Origin of the sequence: Alienimonas californiensis, assembly GCF_007743815.1 — a bacterium.
Taxonomy (GTDB): Bacteria; Planctomycetota; Planctomycetia; order Planctomycetales; family Planctomycetaceae; genus Alienimonas; species Alienimonas californiensis.
Map to the genome: position 1 here is coordinate 18,525 of NZ_CP036265.1, position 21,037 is coordinate 39,561.

The 21,037-nt window shown below is 70.8% G+C and carries 18 protein-coding genes; 5 read left to right on the forward strand and 13 right to left on the reverse strand.

Annotated elements, in window-relative coordinates; translation table 11 throughout:
- Positions 1-18: 18 nt before the first annotated feature.
- Positions 19-1,314, reverse strand: a complete 1,296-nt coding sequence (gene corA, locus CA12_RS00080) for a magnesium/cobalt transporter CorA (protein ID WP_145356569.1) — start codon at positions 1,312-1,314, stop codon at positions 19-21.
- A gap of 59 nt (positions 1,315-1,373) precedes the next feature.
- On the opposite strand from corA, the gene CA12_RS00085 reads away from it, so the two are divergent.
- A complete protein-coding gene (locus tag CA12_RS00085) occupies positions 1,374-2,897 on the forward strand; it encodes an arylsulfatase (RefSeq protein ID WP_145356570.1) in 1,524 nt (507 codons plus the stop codon).
- Between the two features lie 127 nt (positions 2,898-3,024).
- Here CA12_RS00085 and CA12_RS00090 read toward each other — a convergent pair whose 3' ends face one another.
- Positions 3,025-3,894: an SDR family oxidoreductase gene (locus CA12_RS00090; protein WP_145356571.1), complete on the reverse strand. Its 870-nt coding sequence runs from the start codon at positions 3,892-3,894 to the stop codon at positions 3,025-3,027.
- Complete coding sequence (locus CA12_RS00095; protein WP_145356572.1) at positions 3,891-4,397, reverse strand: hypothetical protein; 507 nt, start codon at positions 4,395-4,397, stop codon at positions 3,891-3,893. Before CA12_RS00095 ends, CA12_RS00090 begins: the two co-directional genes overlap by 4 nt.
- 136 nt (positions 4,398-4,533) lie before the next feature.
- On the opposite strand from CA12_RS00095, the gene CA12_RS00100 reads away from it, so the two are divergent.
- Positions 4,534-5,724, forward strand: a complete 1,191-nt coding sequence (locus CA12_RS00100) for a M24 family metallopeptidase (RefSeq protein ID WP_145356573.1) — start codon at positions 4,534-4,536, stop codon at positions 5,722-5,724.
- A 13-nt stretch (positions 5,725-5,737) separates the two neighbouring features.
- On the opposite strand, the gene CA12_RS00105 is transcribed toward CA12_RS00100, so the two are convergent.
- The 8 genes from CA12_RS00105 to CA12_RS00140 all read right to left on the reverse strand — a co-directional run bounded on the left by CA12_RS00105 (position 5,738) and on the right by CA12_RS00140 (position 15,777).
- Positions 5,738-6,895 carry a DNA adenine methylase gene (locus CA12_RS00105; protein ID WP_145356574.1) on the reverse strand — a complete coding sequence of 386 codons (1,158 nt, stop codon included), beginning with the start codon at positions 6,893-6,895 and terminating at the stop codon, positions 5,738-5,740.
- Between the two features lie 15 nt (positions 6,896-6,910).
- Positions 6,911-8,122 carry an AAA family ATPase gene (locus tag CA12_RS00110; protein WP_145356575.1) on the reverse strand — a complete coding sequence of 404 codons (1,212 nt, stop codon included), beginning with the start codon at positions 8,120-8,122 and terminating at the stop codon, positions 6,911-6,913.
- A gap of 179 nt (positions 8,123-8,301) precedes the next feature.
- Positions 8,302-10,593, reverse strand: a complete 2,292-nt coding sequence (locus CA12_RS00115; protein WP_145356576.1) for a type II and III secretion system protein family protein — start codon at positions 10,591-10,593, stop codon at positions 8,302-8,304.
- Positions 10,594-10,767: 174 nt separating this feature from the next.
- Positions 10,768-12,426: an aminotransferase class V-fold PLP-dependent enzyme gene (locus CA12_RS00120; RefSeq protein WP_145356577.1), complete on the reverse strand. Its 1,659-nt coding sequence runs from the start codon at positions 12,424-12,426 to the stop codon at positions 10,768-10,770.
- 120 nt (positions 12,427-12,546) lie between these two features.
- On the reverse strand, positions 12,547-14,010 hold the full coding sequence (locus CA12_RS00125) for an aldehyde dehydrogenase family protein (protein ID WP_145356578.1): 1,464 nt from the start codon (positions 14,008-14,010) through the stop codon (positions 12,547-12,549).
- Between the two features lie 38 nt (positions 14,011-14,048).
- Positions 14,049-14,429, reverse strand: coding sequence for a pepsin/retropepsin-like aspartic protease family protein (locus CA12_RS00130; RefSeq protein WP_145356579.1), 381 nt, complete (start codon positions 14,427-14,429; stop codon positions 14,049-14,051).
- Positions 14,426-14,725: a restriction endonuclease subunit S domain-containing protein gene (locus tag CA12_RS00135; protein WP_145356580.1), complete on the reverse strand. Its 300-nt coding sequence runs from the start codon at positions 14,723-14,725 to the stop codon at positions 14,426-14,428. The genes CA12_RS00130 and CA12_RS00135 overlap by 4 nt, the downstream gene beginning before the upstream one ends.
- Positions 14,725-15,777, reverse strand: a complete 1,053-nt coding sequence (locus CA12_RS00140) for a hypothetical protein (RefSeq protein WP_145361200.1) — start codon at positions 15,775-15,777, stop codon at positions 14,725-14,727. The genes CA12_RS00135 and CA12_RS00140 overlap by 1 nt, the downstream gene beginning before the upstream one ends.
- A gap of 539 nt (positions 15,778-16,316) precedes the next feature.
- On the opposite strand from CA12_RS00140, the gene CA12_RS00145 reads away from it, so the two are divergent.
- Positions 16,317-16,742 (forward strand): STAS domain-containing protein, encoded by a 426-nt coding sequence (locus tag CA12_RS00145; protein WP_145356581.1) that lies wholly within the window; start codon positions 16,317-16,319, stop codon positions 16,740-16,742.
- Positions 16,743-16,744: 2 nt separating this feature from the next.
- Here CA12_RS00145 and CA12_RS00150 read toward each other — a convergent pair whose 3' ends face one another.
- Entirely contained in the window at positions 16,745-17,284 is a 540-nt protein-coding gene (locus CA12_RS00150; protein WP_145356582.1) for an O-acetyl-ADP-ribose deacetylase, read from the reverse strand.
- A gap of 38 nt (positions 17,285-17,322) precedes the next feature.
- Between CA12_RS00150 and CA12_RS00155 the strand changes: the two genes are divergently transcribed.
- Positions 17,323-17,943, forward strand: coding sequence for a class I SAM-dependent methyltransferase (locus tag CA12_RS00155; RefSeq protein ID WP_145356583.1), 621 nt, complete (start codon positions 17,323-17,325; stop codon positions 17,941-17,943).
- 5 nt (positions 17,944-17,948) lie between these two features.
- On the opposite strand, the gene CA12_RS00160 is transcribed toward CA12_RS00155, so the two are convergent.
- Positions 17,949-18,488: a hypothetical protein gene (locus CA12_RS00160; protein WP_145356584.1), complete on the reverse strand. Its 540-nt coding sequence runs from the start codon at positions 18,486-18,488 to the stop codon at positions 17,949-17,951.
- 193 nt (positions 18,489-18,681) lie between these two features.
- Between CA12_RS00160 and CA12_RS00165 the strand changes: the two genes are divergently transcribed.
- Positions 18,682-20,928: a flagellar basal body P-ring protein FlgI gene (locus tag CA12_RS00165; RefSeq protein ID WP_145356585.1), complete on the forward strand. Its 2,247-nt coding sequence runs from the start codon at positions 18,682-18,684 to the stop codon at positions 20,926-20,928.
- Positions 20,929-21,037: the final 109 nt, after the last annotated feature.

Genomic DNA, 21,037 nt, shown 5'->3' on the forward strand with positions numbered 1-21,037 from the left:
TTCCCTATTCCCTATTCCCTATTCCTCCCGCCGCAGCCAGCCCATCCGCCAGAAGAAGAACAGCAGGCCGAAGGCGATTCCGGCCATCGTCGCCAGGGCGAACGGGTAGCCGTAAGCCCACTCCAGTTCGGGCATATTATAGCGGTATTTCGTGTCGAAGTTCATCCCCCACAGCCCCGCCACGAACGAGAGCGGAATAAAGATCGTGGCGACGATCGTCAGCACCTTCGTCACCTCCCCGCTGCGGGTGTTGACCTGGGCGTAATGAAAGTCCCGCAGGTCGCTGCACAGCTCGCGGTAGGTCTCGGCGAGTTCCAATAATTGCTGGGCGTGGTCGTGGGCGTCCCGCAGGAAGACCTGCGTGGCAGGGGTGATCAGCTCCCGGTCCCGCAGCAGGGCGTTCGTCATCTCCCGGTGCGGCCAGAGCAGTTTCCGCACCACTAATAACTCGCCGCGGAGCCGGTGCAGCCGGCCCACCACGCCGCGGCCGGAGCGGTCGGAGATCTGTTGATCCAGCCTTTCCAGTCGATCGCCCAGCGACTCCACGACCGGAAAGTATCCGTCCAGCACGGCATCGATCAGGGCGTAAAATAGATAGTCCGCCCCGCAATCGCGGCTGCGGCCGCGTTTGCGTTTGAGGCGCTCCCGCAACGGGTCGAAGCAGTCGCCGGGCTCCTCCTGAAAGGTCAGCACCCAGTTCCTGCCGAGGAACATGCTGATCTGCTCCGTTTTATAGACGGGGCCGTCGACGTGATCGGGGTCCGCCTCGGGATCCGGGGGGACCGGCTTGACCATGTCGGCGACCACGAATAAATGGTCCGGGTATTCCTCCAACTTGGCCCGCTGATGGGTGTGGGTGACGTCCTCCAGTTCCAGCGGATGCAGACCGAACACCTCGCCCAACGCGTTCAGGATCCACGTGGCGCCCAGTCCGTCGACGTTCACCCAGGCGACCCGGTGGGCGTCGAGGAAGTCGGGGATCTCCGCGGGGGACTTGAACGTCACCTCCGTGAGCGTCCCCCCCGTCTCGGCGGACGGGCCGTAGCCGACGCCGGTCAGCGTGGGGATGGGCGCCGACGGATCGGCCCGCACGGTGCCGGGGGAGGTGTGCAATGCCCGACGCGTCACCTGACCTCGACGGAACGGGTTCGCCAAGCGGGCGACGTGCGGGATCGGCAACCGCGGCCGCCGCAGGCGGAACCGCCGACGACGACCGCCGGCGGCGTGCGGTTCGGAATCGGCGGCGGCGCCCCGCGGTGCGGACGCGTCGCGGGTCGGCGCGGCGAGCGGCGGGTTGGGCGAAGAGGCGGGCATGCGGGCATACTGACGTCGCGTTCGCACCTTGCCAGAGACCCCGCTGAAAGAGCCCCGTCATGCTCCTGCCCCTGATCGCCGCTCTCGCCGCCGCGCTGCCCGCCGCCGACGCTCCCGCCGCAGCGCCGCAGCAAACCTCCGCTCAGACCGCCTCGGCCGCCCCGCCGAACGTAGTCTTCATCATGTGCGACGATCTGGGCTGGGGCGATCTGGGCTGCTTCGGGCAAGAGATCATCCAGACTCCGCGGCTGGACGCCCTCGCCGCCGCGGGGATGAAGCTGACCGCTCATTACAGCGGCTTCCCCGTCTGCGCCCCGGCCCGGTGCAGTTTGATGACCGGCATGCACGCCGGGCATTCCTACATCCGCGGCAACGGCTTTCCGAAGAGCCGGGTGAAAGACGAAGCCCGCGGCCTGTTCCCCGGCCAGAACCCAATCCCGGCCGACGCCGTCACCGTCGCGGAGCTGTTCCAGAGCCGCGGCTACGCCACCGCCGCCGCGGGCAAGTGGGGCCTCGGCTGGGAGGGCAGCACGGGCGACCCGACGCAGCAGGGCTTCGATCGCTTCTTCGGCTACGTCTGCCAGTGGCACGCCCACAACCACTTCCCCCGCTTCTTGTGGGACATGACGGCCGACGGGCGCGAGCAGATCCGCTACCCCGGCAACGATCGCACCCTGCACGGGGAGACCTACTCGCAGGACGAATTCTTCCGCGTCGCCGACGAGTTCGTCACGGCAAACAGGGACGAACCGTTCTTCCTCTATCTTCCGCTGGTCACCACCCACCTCTCCCTGCAGGTGCCGGAGGACGAACCGAGCCTCGCCGAGTACCGCCGGACGATCGAGGAGGAGGACTACAAACACACCGCCTATCTCAAGCACCCCACCCCGCGGGCGGCGTACGCGGCGATGGTCACGCGGATCGACCGGCAGGTCGGCGAACTGCTGGACCGGCTGGACGAACTGGGCCTGACGGAGAACACGCTGGTGGTCTTCACCAGCGACAACGGCCCGGTCTACGACCGCCTCGGCGGGGCCGACAGCGACTACTTCAACTCCGCCGGCGGCTTCCGCGGCCGCAAGGGCAGCATCTACGAGGGCGGCCTTCGGGAACCAGCGATCGTGCGGATGCCCGGCGTCGTCGCCCCCGGAACGGTCAGCGACCGGCCGACCTATTTCGCCGACTGGCTGCCCACGCTGACCGACCTGACCGGCGGCGAACTCCCGGAAGGCCTCGCCGCGGAGATCGACGGCGTCTCCTTCGCCCCCACGCTCCGCGGCGAACCCCAACCGGCGCCGGAGTTTTTGTATTGGGAGTTTCCCGCCTACACTGGCCAGCAGGCCGTGCGCGTCGGCGATTGGAAAGCGGTCCGCACCGGCCTGTCGAAGGTGAAGCCGGGCGAGCCGATCAAGACGGAGCTCTACAACCTCGCCGACGACCCGACAGAATCGACCGACGTCGCGGACGCCCACCCGCAGAAGCTCGCCGAGCTGATCGCGGTGATGGAGCGGGAACACGAACCGAGCGCGTTGTTCCCGCTGCGCGCGTTGGACGGCCGCAAGGCCGCCCCGGCGGCACGTTAGAATGAACCGCAGAACGCCTCGTGGGTTTGAATAGTGAGCCCGGAGCGTAAGCTCCGGCCGTGCGTTCCAACGCCGGCTGCGCCGACGGCCGGAGCTTGCGCTCCGGGCTCACCACCGATGCGACGCCTCATCGGGATTCGGGAGAGCGTAGGGCGTCTGCCAGCCCCTCCGCCGCGGTGGGGAACCGCGGCGCCCAGCCGAGATCGGCCCTGATCCGGTCGCTGCGGCACCGCTTGCCGAGGCCCTCGACTCGCCCGCCGGCGCCGGTGAAGGTCGGCGGGGGGCCGCCGAACCGTTCGGCGAGCAGGCCGTAATATTCCTGCCGCGTCAGCGGGCGGTCGTCGGACACGAGGTATAAATCATCCGGCTCGGCCGCGTCCGCCGCCAGGCAGACCGCGGAGGCGAGGTCGTCCACATGGACGAGGTTCAGCCAGGCCTCTGCCCGGCCGCGGACCGGTTCGCCGGCCCGAACCTGCTCGGCAGACCTCATCACCCGGCCGGGGCCGTAGATGCCGCTGGGTCGCAAGACGACGCCGACGCCCGACCGGCCGCCGAAGCGGGACCGCACGACCTGCTCCGCAGCGAGGTTCGCCCGCCCGCCGTCGCTGTCCGGTTCCGTCGGACTCTCTTCGTCGATCCATTCCCCGTCGGTCTGCCCGTAGACGCCGGTGGTAGAAATATAGATGTACCTTCGAGCCCCGCCGGCGGGGCTGTTCCACGCATTCTCCGTCCCCAGCGCCGCGACCTCCTCCCGGGACCGATCGGAGGAGCGGTCGTAGCCGACCGCGTGCAGCACGACGTCCGGCGTCGGCAGGGCTTCCAGCGACGCGGCGTCCGTCACGTCGCCCACGACCGCCTCCCAGCCGCGGCGCTTGAACTCCGCGGCGGTTTCCGGCGAGCGGGTCAGGCAGACGACGCGGTGCCCCGCCTCCTGCCAGCGGACGGCGACCCGCCGGCCGAGGTAGCCGCAGCCGAGGATGAGGCGGGTTTGGCTCATCGTTTGCCTTTGAATCTTGGAGCGAGGGGGCCGTCGGCCGGCAAGGCGACGGCGAAGAAAGCGCTGAGATCCGAACTCGGATCCTCCCCGGCGACCCGTCGCGAAGCCTCCGGGCCGGCCAAACCGGCGGCGAGGACGGCCAGCCGGGCGCGGGTCGCCGCGAGAAACGCCGCCAGTTCCCCGGGCCCCAGGTCCCGCCGCACCAGCGTCGTGCCGGTCTCGGAGCGGCGCCGCACCAGTTCGGCCAGCGTGTCGCCCTGGGAGCGGTATAGCCGCGGCGTTCCTTCCGCATCAGTGCGGAACGCCCGGGCCAGCCGGCCGGCGGGGTCGAAGTGGTCGGCGACGGTTCCCCCGCAGTAGACGCTCACGCGGCCGTTGAGGTGGAGGCCGGCGACGACGGGGTTCTGCTCGTCCGGCAAACCAGGCACGACATGCTCCGCCCGCCGCACGAGCGCGACGGCTTCGGCGAACAGATCGTCGCGGTCGGCTTCGGTGTGGGCCACCGGGCAGGGAGGGGGAACGGGGGCGGGGAATGACGCGACGACGGGCGAACGCCCGGGGGCGAGCGGGGGACCTCACAGGTTACCCTTCCCCCTTCGCCGCCCCCACGCTCCTCCCACGAAGTCGTCCCCCCGCCCGATGTCGCACTCGGCGAACAGCGCGGAATTGGACATCTTCAACGCCCGGCGGCTCGACTGCGCCCAGGCCCGGCAGGAGGCGGTCGCGGAGTTGATCGAGGCCCGCGGCCTCGACGCCGTGCTGCTGACCGAACCGGCGAACCTCGCCTGGATCACCTGCGGGGCGGACCTCTCCGGCGGCGCCTCCGGGGCGGCGGACGGCGGCGAGACGGCGGCCGCGGTGTTCCTCACGCGGCGCTCGCGGGTGCTCGTCTGCACCGACGCCGACAGCCCCCACCTGTTCGACCGCGAACTGCCCGGGCTAGGGTTCCAGCTCAAACAGCGCCCCTGGCGCCAGCCGCGGGCGGAGCTGCTGTGCGATCTGTGCCGCGGCCGGGTGGTGGGGGTCGACCGGCCGCGGGGCTTCGAGGAACCCGCGGACGCGGCGACCGATCTGCGGGCCGCGCTGGCGGAGTTGCGGGCCGCCCCGGACCCGGCGGACGCAGCGGCGCTGGCGGAGCTGGGGGCGGACGTCGCCCACGCCGTCGAGGCCACCTGCCGCGGGGCAAAACCGGGCCGCACCGAAGCCGACTTCGTCGGCGAGGTCGCCCACCGTCTGCTGCGTCGCGGGATCACGCCGGCGCTGATCCGGGCCGCGGGCGACGGCCGGGCGGACGACCAGCCGCACTACGCCTTCGACCGCCGCCCCGTGCTGCAACGCCTCGCCCTGCGGGCGGTGGGGCGGCGGGGCGGCCTGCACGCCCACTGCGGCCGCACGGTCGCCTTCCCCGCCCTGCCCCTGCAGGAGCGGGCGGCGTTGCTCGCCGCGCACGGCCGCGCCGCCCAGGTGCAGGCCGCAGGGCTGCACCATGCCCGGGCCGGCGTCGCCTGGCCGGAGGTTTGGGCGTCGGTCGCCCGGGTCTACGAGACGACCGGCCCTGCCGCCGATTGGGAATCCGCTCCCGTCGCCCTGCGAACCGGCTTCGCCCCGACCGAGGCGATCCTCGGCCCGGACGCCGCCGAAACGCTGCGGCCCGGCGTCCCGCTAGTCTGGCAACCGCGAATCGGCCCCGCGGCCCTCTGCGACACCGCCCTGGTGACGGCGGACGGCCCTGCGGATCCAATCACCGGCATGGAGGACTGGCCGCGGGTCAAAGTGTGCGTCGCCGACACGACCCTCCGCCGCCCCGGCGTGCTGGAATCGCCTGGCTGACCGCTCACGGTGTTTAGAAGAATGACTTCTGCGGGTCGATCGCCGCGGCGGTCAGGTCGTCGAGCGGTCCCAGACAAGCGGCGACGTCCTCTCGGGTGGCGACGTAAATATATTCCGTGTTCCGCAACTTGCCGACCCGGCCGACCTTCCGCCCGTTCAAGTCGTGAATGCCGATCTGAGCGCCGACGTAGCGTTTAAAATCGTGGGAGAGCGTCGTGACCCGTCCTCGCCCGCCCCAGAGGGCGCCCAGCATCGCCTCCAGGTCCGGCCGGGCGAGATAGCCTTCGTCGTTAAAGGAGACGACCACCGCGGGGGCGTGCAGCGTGTCCAGCACCTCGCGAAACGCCGCGGCGCAGCGGGGGCGGGAATTGAAGTCGCTTTTCCGCTCCCGCACGTCCGTGCGTTTGCAGGCCACGCCGTAGACCGGCGGTTTGTCCCACCGGACCAGCGATTCCCAGACGTGATAATTGCCGAGGTAGGAATGTTGATTGTACGGCGGATCGAGATACACCACGTCGCACCCGCCCTCGACCGGGTCGGCGAACGCCGCGGCGGCGTCGACGGCTTCCAGGCAGGTCGCCCGGCCCTTCCCGCCCGCCGCCCGCGGCAGGACGGCCGGGACGCGCAGTTCAAGGTCGTTGCCGCTCCGCTTCGCCCAGCTCTTTAGATAGGCCATCTGCAGGCCCGTCGTGGAGTCGACGCGGTCGGCGGCTTCCATCAGCGAGACCAGCATCACCGCCTCCAACTCCGGCGGCAGGGCCTTCGCGGCGATCGCCTCCCGGATGGCGTCCACCCGCGCCCCGTTGTGCGGCTGGAAGAACCGGCTGCGTTCGCAGAACGTCTCCGTGAAGTAACCGGGACGGCCCGGCAGGACTTTGAACTCCCGCACCAGCGCGGCGGCCGGTTCGGCGACCTCCTCGGCGTCCGCCTGCACGTAGCAGCGGGCCAACGTCGCCGCGTAGACGTTGTGATCGTTGGACAGCACGCGATACCCGGCCCCCTTCAGCGCATGCCCCACCCGGGCCGTGCCGCTGAACAGATCGGCGACCGTCGCCGCCGGAGCTTCCGGCCGAGAACTCGCCCCGGCACCCCGCACCGCCGCCGCCAGCCGCTCCACGACGGCCAAAAGTTCGGGGAGCAGCGTGCGCTTGGAGCCGAGATATTTAATCACGGCGATCCACGCGGCTCAGCCCTTCGCCTTCGACAGGAACCGGAACAGGCTCTTGGAGCTCCCCTTCACCACAGCGGCGGGGGCGGCGTCGGCGCCGTCCAACTTCGCGGCGAGGCCGCGGATGCTTTCGGTCAGGCGGCTGGTCGGGGCGTGGGTGATCAGTGGCACGCCGTTGTTACGGCTCTCGATCATCGTGCCGTAATCGTTCGGCAGCTTCCAATAGACCTCCCGACCGATCGTCTCCATCGCCTTGGAGACGCTGATCTGCCGGTCCGTCAGCCCCATGCGGTTCAGAACGATCTTCACCTTCGGGGCGTTTTTGTCCTGCAGGTCCAGGTATTGCAGCACCCGCACGACGTTCCGCAGCGCCGGCAGGTCGAGTTGGCAGACGAGCAGAATGTCATCCGCGGCGTCCAGCACCGTTTGATCCAGCGCCCCGTAGCTCTTGCCGATATCGATCACGAGGTGGCTGAACGTCGCCCGCAGCAGCGCAATGACCCGTTTCAGGTCTTCGGCGCCCATGGTGACCATTTCTTCCATCTGAACCGGGCGCGGCAATAAAAACGCCCCGCAGTCGTGCCGGGTCAGGCTGCGTTTGAGCAGCGAGTAATCCAACCGGGAAAGGTTCTCGGCGACGTCCTGAATGGTGTAGTCGGGAATAATGTCGAGCCAGACGTCGGCGTCGCCGAGGGCGAGGTCGAGGTCGATGACGGTCACGCTGTTATGGACGTCCTCGGCGAGAGCGCAGCCGAGGTTCACCGCCAGGCTGGTGCAGCCCACGCCGCCGCTGACGCCGGCGACGGCGATCACGCGGTTGCCGCGGGCCGGTTTGCCGTCCTCCCCGCCGCCCCCGCCGGACTGGCGGATGCGGTCCAGGGCCGCGATGAAGTCGTCAATTTTCAGGGGGTGAGACAAAAACTCCTTCGCCCCGGCCCGCATCGCCTGCAGGATCAGGCTGCCCTCCTGGCTGGCGGAGACCGTCATCACGGTGCAGTCCGGCACCTCGTGGGTGATGCGGTTCACCAGCGCCAGCGCCCGCTGCGGATCGCCGTCCAGGGCGACCAGCGCCAGGTCGGGGCGGCTCTGGGCGACGGTGTCCTCGAAGCCTTCGTAGCGGCCGGTCTCCGCCTCCAGCCAAACCATATCCAGGCCCAGCAACAGGTTCTTCACGTCCCGGCGAGTTCGATCGTCCGGGTCGACCAGCGCCAGGCGGGTGACGTCGTTCATCGTAGTGCGGGAGGGTGGAAGGGGGCGGGATCAGCCCGGGGGCGCGGGACGCGGAAGGGGCGTCAGCCGGAAGGATGCGCCACGCCGGAGACGCGTGCGGGAGGAATCGGGGAGCGGCGGTCAATCCAGTCGCCGCGCCGGGAGACCGGGCGGCGCCTCTGCGGCGCCTCAGCAGCGGATCAGCGACGGGTCGGCGGCGGGGCCGTCACGCGGCCGGTTCCGAACGTGCCGAAGCCGGACGTGAAGCCGGGGGCGGCGGACGCCTCCTCGGCCGGGGCCGCCGGCGGGAAGGCGTGCTGATAGGCGGCCGGCACGACATGGGGGGCGCCGGCCTGCACGCCGCCGGCCGGCTGGACGCCGCCGAGGGCCCGCGGGGCGTACGACGTCGGCGCCATCGCGGAGCGCTGCGGCGCCGGGGCGTATTGGGGGGCGAAGCGATTCGCTTCCCGGCTCGGGCCGGCGCCGGCGTTCGGGGCGGCGCCGGCGTTCGGGGCGGCGTCCGGGTCGTCCTCGGTCGGCACCGGAGCGGGGGCCGGTTCGATCGGCAGACCCGGCAGGCCGGGGGCGCCGGGCGCGGGGGTCGCCCGGGACGGGGCGGCCCAGCCCGGGGCGGACTGCGGGAGGGCAAGATTCGGACTGCCCGCCGGAGCCGGCATCGCGTTCGGCATCAACTCGAAGCCGCCGTCGATCGACGAATGCGGCGGGGCGAAGCGGTGTTCCGGCGCGAAACCGTGTTGCGGGGCGAAGCTGGCGGGGCCGGGCTGGCCGTAGTGCTGCGGAACGGGCGCCCCGTACGCCTGTGGGGCGACCTGAGCGGCGGGATAGCCCTCGCCGGCGTACCCGCCGGCATGGCAGACCGGGCCGCAGCCGGGGGCGCTGCCGGGGCCGCAGGGGTCGGACCCGGGCGCCTCGATGATGCCCAGGTGGAACAGTTCGCGGGTGGTCGGGGCGGCGGAGGAGCGGCCGGGCCCGCCGCAGGGCACCTCGTGGGGGTTCAGCCCGGCGACCGGGTGCGGGGTGACGAGGATGACCAGTTCGGTCTCGGCCTCCTCGTACTTCACCCGCCGGAACGCCGCGCCGATGCCGGGCAGTTCGCCTAGGAACGGCACCTTCTGGGCGGCGGCCTGCTGGGTGTTCTGGATCAGGCCGGCGATCATCAGCGTTTTGCCGAACTCCAGTTCGACCTGCGTGTTCGTCTGGCGCTGGGAGAGGCCGGGCACCGTGGTGCCGGAGATCGTCGTGCCGCGGGAGAAGTCCAGGTCGGAGACGCTCGCGGCCAGTTCCAGCCGGACGCGGCCGCCGCCGAGCATGATCGGCACCGCGGACAGCTCCACGCCGTAGGGGCGGTACTCGATGCCGACGCTGCCGAGGCCCTGCGGAATGGGGATCGGGAATTCGCCGCCCGCCTGGAAGTAGCTGGGCCGCCCGTTGCTGGCGACCTGCACCGGCTCGCTGAGGACCTTCAGCAGGCGTTCTTCCCGCAGGGCCCGCACGAACGCCTGGAAGACGCCGGAACTGCTGACGACGCCCGCGGCGAGGGTCGGATTGGCGATGGCGGCCGCCGGGAACTGCAGGCTCGGCGAGCCGCCCAGCGGCAGGCCGGTGTTGCCGGAGCCCACCCCGCCGATGCCCGCCAGCGGGACGACGTCGCCGACGGTGCTGCTGAAGAACCCGTCCTCGCCGAACCAACTGAGGTTGATGCCCATCTCCTGGGCCTTGCTCCGCTGCACCTCCATGAACACGACGTTCAGCTGAACCTGCTGCGGGGCGGCGACCCGCATCTGGTTCAGGATGTTCTCCGGCGGGAAGTACTGGCTGGCGACTTCGACGATCTGGGACACCTGCTCCGGCCGGGTGATCCAGCCGCGGAGCACCACGCTGGTGTCGGTCAGGCCGTAGACCTCCACCGCGGTGCCGGGGAACAGCCGGTTGATCGCCGCCTGCAGGGCCCGGGCGTCGGCGGTGACGAGCACTTCAATCGAGAACGTCCGCTGGATGCCGTCGGCGTCGACGGCCAACAGGTCGACCTGCGTGACGCCCGGGCTGGCGGCGTAGAGCCGCAGGGAGGCGTTGTCCTCCGCGGTGACGGTGACGACGTTCTCGTCGAACCCGCCGGCGTCCGTCCACTTCATGCCCGGCGGGAGCAACACCCGCTTGGCGTAGGTCTTGACGATCTCGGTTTTCGTACGGGGCTCGGAGAGCCGCACGACGGACTCGCCCGCCGTGCTCTCGAGGATCCCCGCTGCGGCCGCGGAGGCGGCCGATTCGGGCGCGGCGATTCCGGTCGCTGAGGCCGCGAGCGGCGGGGCGCCGGCCCCGTCCTGCGCCCAACCCAGCGCCGGCAGGGCGAATAAGGCCCCGGCGCCGACGAACCGTCGCCAACGAGCGGACCGCCGGAGGGCCCGGAGATCGGCCGAACCGGAGCCCGCGTGCCCCGAGGCGGTCGGGCGGGCGGTGCGAGCGACAGACATCGGGCGGCTCCGGGGGGAGTGGCGGCCCCCGGCCGACCGGCCCGGCGGGCGCGGTCCGGTCGTGCGGGCGGGGACGGTCGTGACGGATCATCGGCCGCCCACGACGTATCCCTGAACCGAACCGCCGGCAGGACCGGCACATCCCCCCAATCGACGGCCATGCGGACCGCACAGTCACCCTTCGCAGCCGCAGAGATCGCAACCGGAGAGATCGGCGAGGAACTCCGCCAGCCGATCCACGTCCGCCGGCCTCGGCCGACCGACCACTGCGAACTGCACCCAGCCCCGCTCCGCCAGGTGCCCGCTGCGGTTCACCAGGAATCCCGCCTCCGCCAACCGTTCGACCCACACCCCGAAGCGGCCCCCCGGCGGCATGGCGACCGACACCACTCCCGGCAACTGCGTCCCCGCGGCGACCGACCTCAGTCCCGTCTCGGACAACCGGCCGAGCAGGCGCTCCGTCAGCGCCGCGACCTCTGCGAACCGGCCAGGAGCCGCGCATTCGTCCAACGCCGTCGCCGTGGCCGCCACCAAGGCGGAGGACAGCGTGAACGGCACGCCTCCGCACGCCGCGTATTGCCCGAGGTCCAGCGCCCGCGGCAAGCGGCCCGGCGGAGCCGGCGGTTCGGAGTGAAACACGAAGGCCAACCCCGGCGGCCCGCACAGGCTCTTCCCGCTGACGGACGTCGCCCACCGCACGCCGGCCAGATCGACCGGCGTGGCCCCCAACGAACTGATTGCGTCGACGGCCAAGGCCGCCGCGCTCTCGGCGGCGACGGCCGTCAGCGTCTCTAAATCGTTGAGCAGGCCGGCACTGGTCTCGCCGTGCACTGCCCAGATCCAGCGGGCGCCGGCCGCCGCGGTTCGCAGCGCCTCCGGGGCGAAGGCCTCCCCCCACGGCCGGCGATGCACCGCGTGCTCCAATCCCCACCGTACGGCGTGATCGATCAAGCGATCGCCGAACTCCCCGTTCGCGCAGACCAACCCCGGTCCCGGTTCCCGCGACAACTGCCCGGCGACCGCGTCGTTCGCCGTCGTTCCGGAGCCCATGAGGATCTGCACGTCCGCCCCCCCGCCCCGCCGGAAGCCGGCCAGCGCGCACAGTCCGTTCCGCAGCCGATCCAGTTCGTCACGAAAGGCCGGCTCACGGTGCGACCGCTCCGTCCCTCCCAACGCGGCCCGCACCGCCGGCGACAGCGGCGCCGGCCCCGGCAGCAGGTTCACCCGCGGGGCAACCGCCGCCGTCGGGGCGTCCGCCGCCGCCCGGGCACTCGGCAGGGTTCCGCGCAACGCTCGGCCGCCCCGGCGCAGGGCGGCGGGGGTGAGGAACATCGGCTGATACGGCGCCGCCGCGGTTCCGACCGGGTCCCCGAAGGGCTCGAACCCGACGTGCCGATACAGCCGGGCCTGCCGCGGCGTGCCGGAGATGAGGGCGAGGTCGTATCCCGCCGCCAGCGCCGCCGGCAGCAGCGTTTCGGCCAGCCCGCGAAACGCCGCCCCGCCCCGCTCTCCGGCTTCGATCGCCAGCAGCCGGATTTCACACGGCCGGCGGTGGGCCGGCAGCCGGGCGAGCCGAGCGTCGAGGTCCGGCAGCTTCCCGTCGAGCGAAAACGGCCGCCGCCCCCGCAGGGCCAGCATCCCCACGACCCGTGCTCCGCCCCCTTCGTCCTCACGCAGGGCGACGGCGTAGAGGTTTTCGTCGTGGAACCGATCGACCAGCCGCCCGTCGGCCCGCGGTTCGTGCTGGGGGATCTCGCCGGCGAAGGTGCGATGGTTCAGCCGGTGGATCTGCTCGAATTCCCCCGGCGAATCGGCGATTTTGAAGCGAAGCATGACCCGCCGACGGTACCGATCCGGGCTTCGCCCCCGCGACCGTCGCCCGCCCCCGTCACGCCGACGGGCGGCGGCGGGCCGGGGCGGTCCGGAATCCGCGGCGGGAAACGCCTTGGCGGGTCAGGCCGAGGTCGATTCCAACTGCTGCACCACCGGGACAGGGGCTTGCGTCTGGAAGGCCCGGGCGCGGTACAGGAATTCGACGATGTTCCCCTCGTGGGGCTGGAGCCAGTTCAGGGCGATCGTGGGCACCGGGCCGATGTTCAACCGGTCGATGTGCGTGGCGTCCAACAACTGATCCCGGAAATCCGCGTCGTCGGTCAGGGCGGTGCAGACCAGCGTGAAGCCGATCTTCTTGATCATCTCCCCCTGCGGGCAGTCCACGACCGAGACGAACGGGAACATGTACTCCGCGTTCGCCAGCGGGTGGTCCGGGCTGTCGCAGTGGATCACGGTCGGCTTGAGGAAGTCGTGCGACCCCTTCTTCACCAGCCGGTCGCCGCTGCGGTACTTCGCGGTGACCTCCTCCGCCCCGGGGGTCTTCAGTTCGTCGTCGATCATGCCGGAGACGGCCTCGGCGACGCCCTCGGTCGTGAAGGCGGACAGGCCGGCGTCGGGGTCGGCCATCGCCTTCGGCTCGTGTCTGGCGAGCCGTTGGGCGAGGGCGTCGGCGATCTCGGCGCCGTGGCGGGGAGCGTAGATGCTGCTGGCGTTGATGCACCCGCGGCCGCTGTTGGCGTAGATGCTGGTCTCCATCAGGTCGAGGTACTGCTCCCAGTCGTCGATCTTGTCCTCGCCGAAGAGGATCTTGGAGAAGCCGGCGCCGTGCACCTGCACGCCCGGGTTGCCGGCGTACTGCTCCACAGTCTTCTGCGAGCCGAAGATCATCGCCCGCTGGCAGAGTTCGGTGATCGCCCCGCCGACCTCGTGCGGACCGGGGTACAGGCCGATCGCTTCGGCCGGGATGCCGGCCTTCACAAAGGCGGCCTGCATGCGGTAGGGCGTCCAGGGCTCCGTGGAGCCGGGCTTGAGGACCAGCCCGATCTGCATCGGGATGACCGGCAGCCAGAGGGTGTGCACGCCAGGGCTGTTGCTGGGCAGCACGCAGCCGAGGACCGGACTGTTTGCCTGATAGCTGACCGTGACGCCGCGGTCCTCCACGCCGTAGCCCTTCGCCAGCACGTCCAGCGGCAGGCCGCGGGTGAGGGCGTCGAGGATGTTGTCCATCTCCTTCAGGACGAACGCCGCCTTGTGCATGTTCGCCCGGCACATTTCGACCGGCAGGCCGGTGCTGGCGGATTGCAGGGCGCAGAAGTCGTCCTGCGACTGCGTGCCGGTGCCGACCTCCAGCGTGCCGTTGAGGTAATAGTCGCCGGCCTCGCCGCACATCTTGACGAGGTCCCGCGGATCGATCTCCCGCAGGGCGGCCCGGGCCTTGTGCGCCTTACGCATGTCCATGCGGACGACGCCGGCGTTCGCCTGGTGCACCTCGGCGAGGACTTCGCCGGTCTCGAAGTTTTTGACCTGCGTCTTTTCGAGGGATTCGTACGGCGTGCCGAAGCGGAGAACGGGCAGTTCGAGCATGGAATTGACGCGGGGTAAAATCTCAGGGTTCAGACAGGTTACCGCGAGAGCGGTTCAATCGTCACAGGGCCGCCTTCGACGCAGTCGACGGTGAGGCGGTGGTGGGCGAGGAGTTCCATGCCCACCAACACCTGGGAGGCCCCGCCGAGAATCCGGGTGCGGACTCGCTCACCGCACCACTGCACCTCGGCGACGGCCGCCCGTCGTTCAAACGTCGTGCCGTCCGCCAGTCGAACCGCGACCGGGGTCGCCCGTCCGCGTCGGACGCGATCGAACACAGCGTCAGGCGCCGCCACCGCCCCTTGATAGCCGGTGTCGACGACGGCTGTTTCCGTCCGCGTCGCTCCGTCCGTGGCGTACAGCACGAGTTTGATCAGCGGGTCCCGGTCGAGCACCACGCCGGCGATTGATTCGCTCATCGCCACTGCTCAACCCAACGAGTCGCCAGTCGCCTCGCATAGCCGCAGGCGTTTGGAAATCGTGCGTAGAGGCGGTCGCTGGCGGCGACGTAGTCTGGATCGATCTCCCATCCCCCGCCGTTCACGTCGATTAATATAAAGTGATTCGGCGGATTGGGCGGAAGGGTCGGCCGGACGTCCCGCTCGAAGATCTCGTTCCCGCGGCGGACGATCTCCGCCCGCTCTTCCTCCGTGAAGGGGCGTTGCTCCCCCGCCCGGGGATCGATCGACGGTTCGGAGACGTTCGGCAGCCCCATCAATACACCCCCACCGTCGTCTTCTTGGCGAAGACGTGATACGGCCGGACGCCGCTGACGCCGTCCCAGGGGTACTTGCCGCAGGGCTGTTCGCGTTCGCCTTCGTCCCGCTCCAGGAAGCCGGGGATGAACAGCTCCGGGGTCAGGGTGTACAGCTTCACGCGGCCGGTCTCGCCGTAGTCGACGGCCTGGGTGTGGTCGTCGAAGTTCACCACCTCCGTGACGGCCCGCGGCTGGGGGGCGTAATAGGTGATCTTGTAGTTGTCCTCGGCGGCGAACGGCTTGCCGCAGGCCAGGCCCATCAGCGTGTTGCCGTAGGTCGGGGTCAGGTAGACGTTCCCTTCCAGCAGTTCCTCCGTGGCGAACTTGTACCACTGGGGGGTGAACTCCGTGCCGCCGCCGAAGATGCCGGTGACGCCCATTTCGGCGAGGCTGGTGCCCTCGTCCAAGGCCCGCATCGCCAGGGATTCCAGCAGTTTGGGGGTGGTGAAGAGGCACTTCACGTTGTGGCCGCTGGTCAGCACGATCCACGCCTGATCGATCACGTGCTTCTGGTAGTCCTTGGCAACGTCCGCCTTTCCGGCCTTCAAGCTTTTCACGACGAACCGCGGGTCGAGGTCCACGCAGAAGGCCAGGCCGCCGCGGTACTGGGCGAGGTGCTCCACCGCGAGCCGCAGCCGCCGCGGGCCGGACGGGCCGAGCATCAGCCAGTCGCTACCCATGGGGAACTTGTCCTCCGGCAGGGTGTCGGAGAACAGTTCGTAGTCGATCCAATGATCCTCGGCGACGAGGCGGCTCTTGGGGGTGCCGGTGGTGCCGCCGGTTTCAAAGACGTACAGCGGCTTGCCCTCCAGCCCCTTGGGCAGCCACCGCCGCACCGGCCCGCCGCGGAGCCAGTCGTCCTCGAAGATGGGGAACTGCTTGAGCCCATCGAAGTCCGTGATCGACCGCGGGTCGAAGTCGTAGGTCTTCGCCTTCTCCAGCCAAAACGGGCTGCCGGTCTCCGGGCTGAAGTGCCACTGCACCATCGCCCGCACGTGAGCGTCGAGCATCGCCCGACACTTCTCCACGGACTCCGCCGGCGCCGGCCCGGCGGGGTCGCTGCTGTTCGGGTCGAAATAGAACCGATGCACCCACTCCGGGCTGCCGGGGGACGGCAGCTCCGTGACGGCGTCCGGCACGCCGATGCCCACTTGGTGGGCCGGACCCGCGGCGGTGGTCGGGTCGACGGACGGGGCGGCGCTCACGGGGGCGGACTCTCGGATACGGGCGAGGTGACGGGAGAACGAGGCCGGATCAACGCACGGCGATCCGGGACGCAGGATTCTAGAGAACCCCCCGCCGTCGGCCACCGAGCCGGCAGCGATGACCGGAGTGTTTCAGAAACGCAACACTCCGTACTCCTTACGTTGCAAGAACCGCACACTTCTGAACGCACGGATTCACCCCCAGAGTGGGCATAAAAACCCTAACTCACTGACGCACAGAAGCTTACAACCACTTACCGCCATGAAATCCGGGTTCGGTCCGCGAGTTGCGACTTTTGGAAGCACCCTTCCAGATCACGACCTCCTCCGACCACCACCCACCCATGGCTAATCGCTTCGACCGCGTCACGATTGACGATCGCGAGGGCTATCACGTTCTTGACCTCGGCCGGATTGATATTTGGGACGGGGCGGACCTGTCCCTGCTCCGCGAATCGCTCAGTTTGTTGATCACCGCCGAGGGCCGCACCGCCGTCGGCGTGGACCTCTCGCACGTCAAATACATCCCCAGCGGATTCTTCGGGATGTTGTACGACTGGCAGGAACAGGGCGTGGACGTGCGGTTGTACAACCCGCAGCCGAACGTCGCCGCGATGATCTGGTTTCGCCAGTTCGCCGCGCCGATCGGCGGGGGCGTGTACGACCTCGTCAGCGAGGGCCGCATCGAATTGCCGCCCGAGGGCCAACCCGGCTACCGGGAGCCAGAAGAGGAGGAATTGTTCGCCGCGACGACCGCCATCGCCCGCTGAGTTCACCCCGCCGCGGCGAGGGCGGCCCGGAGCGTCTCGGCCGCCGGCTCGTCGAAGGCGACCAGCAGGACCTCGGCGGGGGTCGCATGGTCGGCGAGAAACGCCGCGACTTCCCGCACAGCAATCGCCGCCGCCCGCTCCGGCGGATAGCCGTACACGCCGCAACTGATCGCCGGGAACGCGATCGACCGGCACCCCTGCTCCTCCGCGGCCGCCAAGGCGTTGCGGTAGCAGGCGGCCAACTGCTCCGGCTCGCCCTGTCCCCCGCCCCGCCAGACGGGGCCGACGGTGTGAATCACCCACTTCGCCGGCAGCTCGAACCCCGGCGTGACCCGGGCCTCCCCCGTCGGGCATCGCACGCGCGGCGAGACCTCCGGCACGGCCTTGCACGCCGCCAGCAGCTCCGGCCCCGCCGCCCGGTGGATCGCCCCGTCCACCCCGCCGCCGCCGAGCATCCGCTCGTTCGCGGCGTTCACCACGGCGTCGACGGACAACGTGGTGATGTCGCCGACGACGACGCGGATACGATCAGTCGAGGACATGGGAACCGTGCGGACTCGAGGGCCTGAGGGAGAACCGGATGAGCGGCGCCGCCGTCGATGCTGAATACGCCGCCCTCGCCGCGGACTATGACGACGACTGGGCCGTCTACAACCGGGCCACGGCCGAACGGACCCTCCGGGCGGTGCGGGACCGGGCGGGCGAACCGGGGCGGGCGCTGGACGTCGGCTGCGGCACCGGGACCCTGCTGGAACGACTGACGACGACCGCCGCGACGGTCGCAGTCGGGCTGGATCGCTCCGCGGAGATGCTCACCGTCGCCCGCCGTCGGCTTCCGGGCACGCCGCTGGCACGGGGCGACGCGGCGGCGCTGCCCTTCGCCGACGCCTCGTTCGACGCCGCGGCGACGAACTCCGCCCTGCACTACGCCGACGACCCGGCTGGCTGCGTGCGGGAACTGGCCAGGGTGACAAAGCCCGGCGGCACGGTCGTCTGGACGGACTGGGACGCCGGCGCCCTCACCACCCGCGGCGTGATCGCCTGGCTGCGACTGACCCGGCGGCCGCTGGGCCGGGCTCTCTCCGCGACCGCGATGGCCGCGGCGCTGACGGACGCCGGCCTGACCGACGTCCGCGTCGACCGCTGGCGGCACGGCTGGCTGTGGGGGCTGGCGACGGTCTCCGGTCGCAAGCCCGGCTGAGGGTTTCACGGCCAGGCGAATAGGGCGGCGGCCTTCCGATTCACCTCTTCCAACGCCTCCGCGGCCTCGGGGCCGGACAGCGCGGGGTCGAACAGGAACTCGCCGGACAGGTCCGCCCAATCTTCTGCGAAGCCGACGCCCCCACGTTTGGGCCGGCGGTCGTGATCGCTGACGCGGGTCTTGCGGTAGGCGGTCGGGTCGCCGCCGGCGTCGGGGCGCCAATGTTCCAGGTACAGGCTCAGGCTGCGGGCGCTGCGTTCGGAACGGTACAGCGCCCACCCGGCGACCTCCGCGGCGGCGAGGACCGCGGCGTAATGCGCGAACCGCCGCCCGGCGAGCCGGTTCGCGACGACCTGCGGGTCCGCGGGGCCGCCGTCGTCGGGAGACCCCTCTTCGGCAGAACCCGGGTCAACGAAGACGAGCCCCGGGTGGTCGCAGACTTCGCAGAGGGTGAAGGTACGTTCGCCGCTCAGTTCGGCCCCGCAGCGGCGGCAGGCGGTCGCCGGTTTGAGGAACCGCAGCGGGGGGGCGGGCCGCCAGATCACCCGGGCAACTTAGCGACGCCTGGACGGGGGGGCGAACCGGCGAAAGGGGGAACGGAGCGGCCGCCGTTGACCGCGTCGGCCCGTCCGACCTAGGACCCGCCGCTCCCCAAGGTTCGCCCCGTCGCTCCGACTCCCGGTCGCCCCGGCTGTCGGCGCGGCACGGGCGCCGTCCGCCGTTCGTCAAGGTTCCGACATGGCCGGCCCCGCCGCGCAGCGCCACAACCCGACGGCCCCGGTCCGCACCGCGGTCGGGGAAGCGCCGCTGCGCACGGCCCGGTCCTCGCTGACCGCCGCCGCGGCCCTGTGTGGGGCGCTCGCCGCCGCCGCCCTCGCCGCCCTGCCCGGCTGCGCCGTCTTCTCCCTGCCGGACGGGGAGACCTTCGCCAAGTTCAATCCGATGGCCGAGGACAAGGCCGCCAAGAAGGCCGAGGCGGAGTGGAAAGACCTCAAAGACCAGAGCGTCACCGTCGAGACGAAGTACGTCGGCGAGTACACCAGCGTGACCGGCCGGAACGCGGTGGTCGTCTCCGGCGTGGGGCTGGTCACCGGCCTGCAGGGCACCGGCGGCAACCCGGTTCCCAACGGCTTCCGCACCCGCCTGCTGGAAGACATCAAGACTCGCGGCGTGACCGGCGGCACGGAGTTGCTCGCCAGTCCGAACACCGCCCTGGTCGTCGTCACCGCCTATATCCCCCCGCTGGTCGACAAGGGCGAACCGCTGGACGTCGAGGTCCGCATCCCCCCCGGCTCCAACGCCACGGACCTGTCCGGCGGCTGGCTGCTGGAGTGCGAACTGACCGAGGGCGCCAACGTCGGCGGTCAGTTCCGGTCCGGCAAGACGCTCGCCACCGCCACCGGGCCGCTGCTGGTGCGGGGCAGCGACGATCAGGCCACCCGCCGGGCCAGCCTCTCCCGCGGCAAGGTGCTCGGCGGCGGCATCACCAAGGTCGGCCGCGCCCTCGAGATGCGGATGCACCACCGCTACAAGCAGTCCCGCATGGTGCAGAAGGTCGTCAGCGCGATCGGCAAGCGGTTCCACAGCCGCGGCCCCGGCGGTGTGGAGGAGTCCATCGCCCACGCTCACACGGACGTCAAAATCACGCTCGACGTTCCCGACATGTATAAGGAGGACTTCCCCCGCTTCCTGCGGGTCGTCGACAGCGTCGCGATGTACGAGAACCCCGTCGCCCGGCGGCTGCGGATCGAACAATTGGAACAGGAACTGATGGAGGGCCCGACCGCCGAGGTCGCCGCCATCCGCCTGGAGGCCGTGGGCGAGGAAGCCACGCCGATCCTCAAGCGGGGTCTGGCCTCATCGGACGAGGAGGTGCGGTTTCACTCGGCGGTCGCGCTGGCCTACCTGGGCCGCAGCGACGGGCTGGAGGTGTTGCACGACGCCGCCCGGGACGAACCGGCGTTCCGCGTGTACGCCCTCGCCGCCCTCGCCGCCGCCGGCGGACCGCAGGCCGCCGGGCAACTCCGCCGCCTGCTCGCCGACCCGCTGCCGGAAACCCGCTACGGGGCCTTCCGCGCCCTCTGGAGCGTCGCCCCGGACGACGCCTACCTGAACCACATCGCGATGCGGGCGCCGGACCCGATCACCGGCGAGCCCTCCGGCCCGCCGCTGTTCCACCTCCACCCCGTCCGGGTGGACGGCGTCCGGGACCTCGACTCCGTCGCCGAAGAGGGCGTCCCACCGTTGGAGCCGCTGGTGCACATCAACCACAACCGGCGGGCCGAGGTGGCGCTGTTCGGGCCGAACCAGCGGTTCGTCGCCCCGCTGACGCTCCGCGCCGGCCGGTTGCTCGTCGGCTGCCCGCCGCGGGGAGATACAGTGACGGTCTCCCTGATCGCCCCCGGCCGCGAGGACGTGCGGGAGACCGGCACGAAGATCGTCGACGTGATCGCCGCCTGCGTGGAGCTCGGCGCCTCCTACCCGGACATCGCCGGGATGCTCCAGGAGGCCGAGGCCCAGCACAACCTGCCCGGGCAGTTGGCGGTCGACGCCCTGCCCGTCGGCGGCCGCGTCTATCAACGCAAAGGCAAGTCCGGCGGCAGCGCCCCGGTCGGCGCCGGCGGCCTGACCCCGAACCTGTACCGCGGGTCCGCCGCCCCGGAGGATCCCAACGCGGTCGAACGCTTCGAGCCGGACGAGGACGACCCCGTCGTTCAGGCCGAGCAGGCGAAGGAAGCCGGCGACGCCGACGCCCCGAACGCCGACAAAGCCGACGCCGACGCCTCGAAGGCCGACGGCGGCGACTCGGAAGACGACGGATCGGCGCCGGCCCAGCCGCGGCGGGTCGCCACCGTCGACCTGAACCCGGACCCGGAGCCCGAACCGGGCGTGGGCTCCAAGTTCAAGGCGCTGTTCCAAGGCGTCGGCGACGCCTGGGGCGGCAGCGACGTGTCCGAGGAAGATTGGGGGACGGACGTCGAGTGAACCTGAGGTCATGGAACCGCGACCGTCAGGGAGCCGGCTCTCGCAGGTCATGCGCGTGCAGACGACACGTCTCTGCGCTCCTGGGTTCCCAAGAGCCGCTCCCTAACGG

Excerpts from the sequence above, each read along its gene's own strand:
- CA12_RS00155 (WP_145356583.1), top strand. The coding sequence starts at position 17,323 with ATGAGCGGCGCCGCCGTCGATGCTGAATACGCCGCCCTCGCCGCGGAC.
- CA12_RS00135 (WP_145356580.1), bottom strand. The coding sequence starts at position 14,725 with ATGGGGCTGCCGAACGTCTCCGAACCGTCGATCGATCCCCGGGCGGGG.
- CA12_RS00110 (WP_145356575.1), bottom strand. The coding sequence starts at position 8,122 with ATGAACGACGTCACCCGCCTGGCGCTGGTCGACCCGGACGATCGAACT.
- CA12_RS00090 (WP_145356571.1), bottom strand. The coding sequence starts at position 3,894 with ATGAGCCAAACCCGCCTCATCCTCGGCTGCGGCTACCTCGGCCGGCGG.
- CA12_RS00115 (WP_145356576.1), bottom strand. The coding sequence starts at position 10,593 with ATGTCTGTCGCTCGCACCGCCCGCCCGACCGCCTCGGGGCACGCGGGC.
- CA12_RS00100 (WP_145356573.1), top strand. The coding sequence starts at position 4,534 with ATGTCGCACTCGGCGAACAGCGCGGAATTGGACATCTTCAACGCCCGG.
- CA12_RS00140 (WP_145361200.1), bottom strand. The coding sequence starts at position 15,777 with ATGCTCGACGCTCACGTGCGGGCGATGGTGCAGTGGCACTTCAGCCCG.
- corA (WP_145356569.1), bottom strand. The coding sequence starts at position 1,314 with ATGCCCGCCTCTTCGCCCAACCCGCCGCTCGCCGCGCCGACCCGCGAC.
- CA12_RS00130 (WP_145356579.1), bottom strand. The coding sequence starts at position 14,429 with ATGAGCGAATCAATCGCCGGCGTGGTGCTCGACCGGGACCCGCTGATC.
- CA12_RS00120 (WP_145356577.1), bottom strand. The coding sequence starts at position 12,426 with ATGCTTCGCTTCAAAATCGCCGATTCGCCGGGGGAATTCGAGCAGATC.
- CA12_RS00125 (WP_145356578.1), bottom strand. The coding sequence starts at position 14,010 with ATGCTCGAACTGCCCGTTCTCCGCTTCGGCACGCCGTACGAATCCCTC.
- CA12_RS00085 (WP_145356570.1), top strand. The coding sequence starts at position 1,374 with ATGCTCCTGCCCCTGATCGCCGCTCTCGCCGCCGCGCTGCCCGCCGCC.
- CA12_RS00150 (WP_145356582.1), bottom strand. The coding sequence starts at position 17,284 with ATGTCCTCGACTGATCGTATCCGCGTCGTCGTCGGCGACATCACCACG.
- CA12_RS00145 (WP_145356581.1), top strand. The coding sequence starts at position 16,317 with ATGGCTAATCGCTTCGACCGCGTCACGATTGACGATCGCGAGGGCTAT.
- CA12_RS00165 (WP_145356585.1), top strand. The coding sequence starts at position 18,682 with ATGGCCGGCCCCGCCGCGCAGCGCCACAACCCGACGGCCCCGGTCCGC.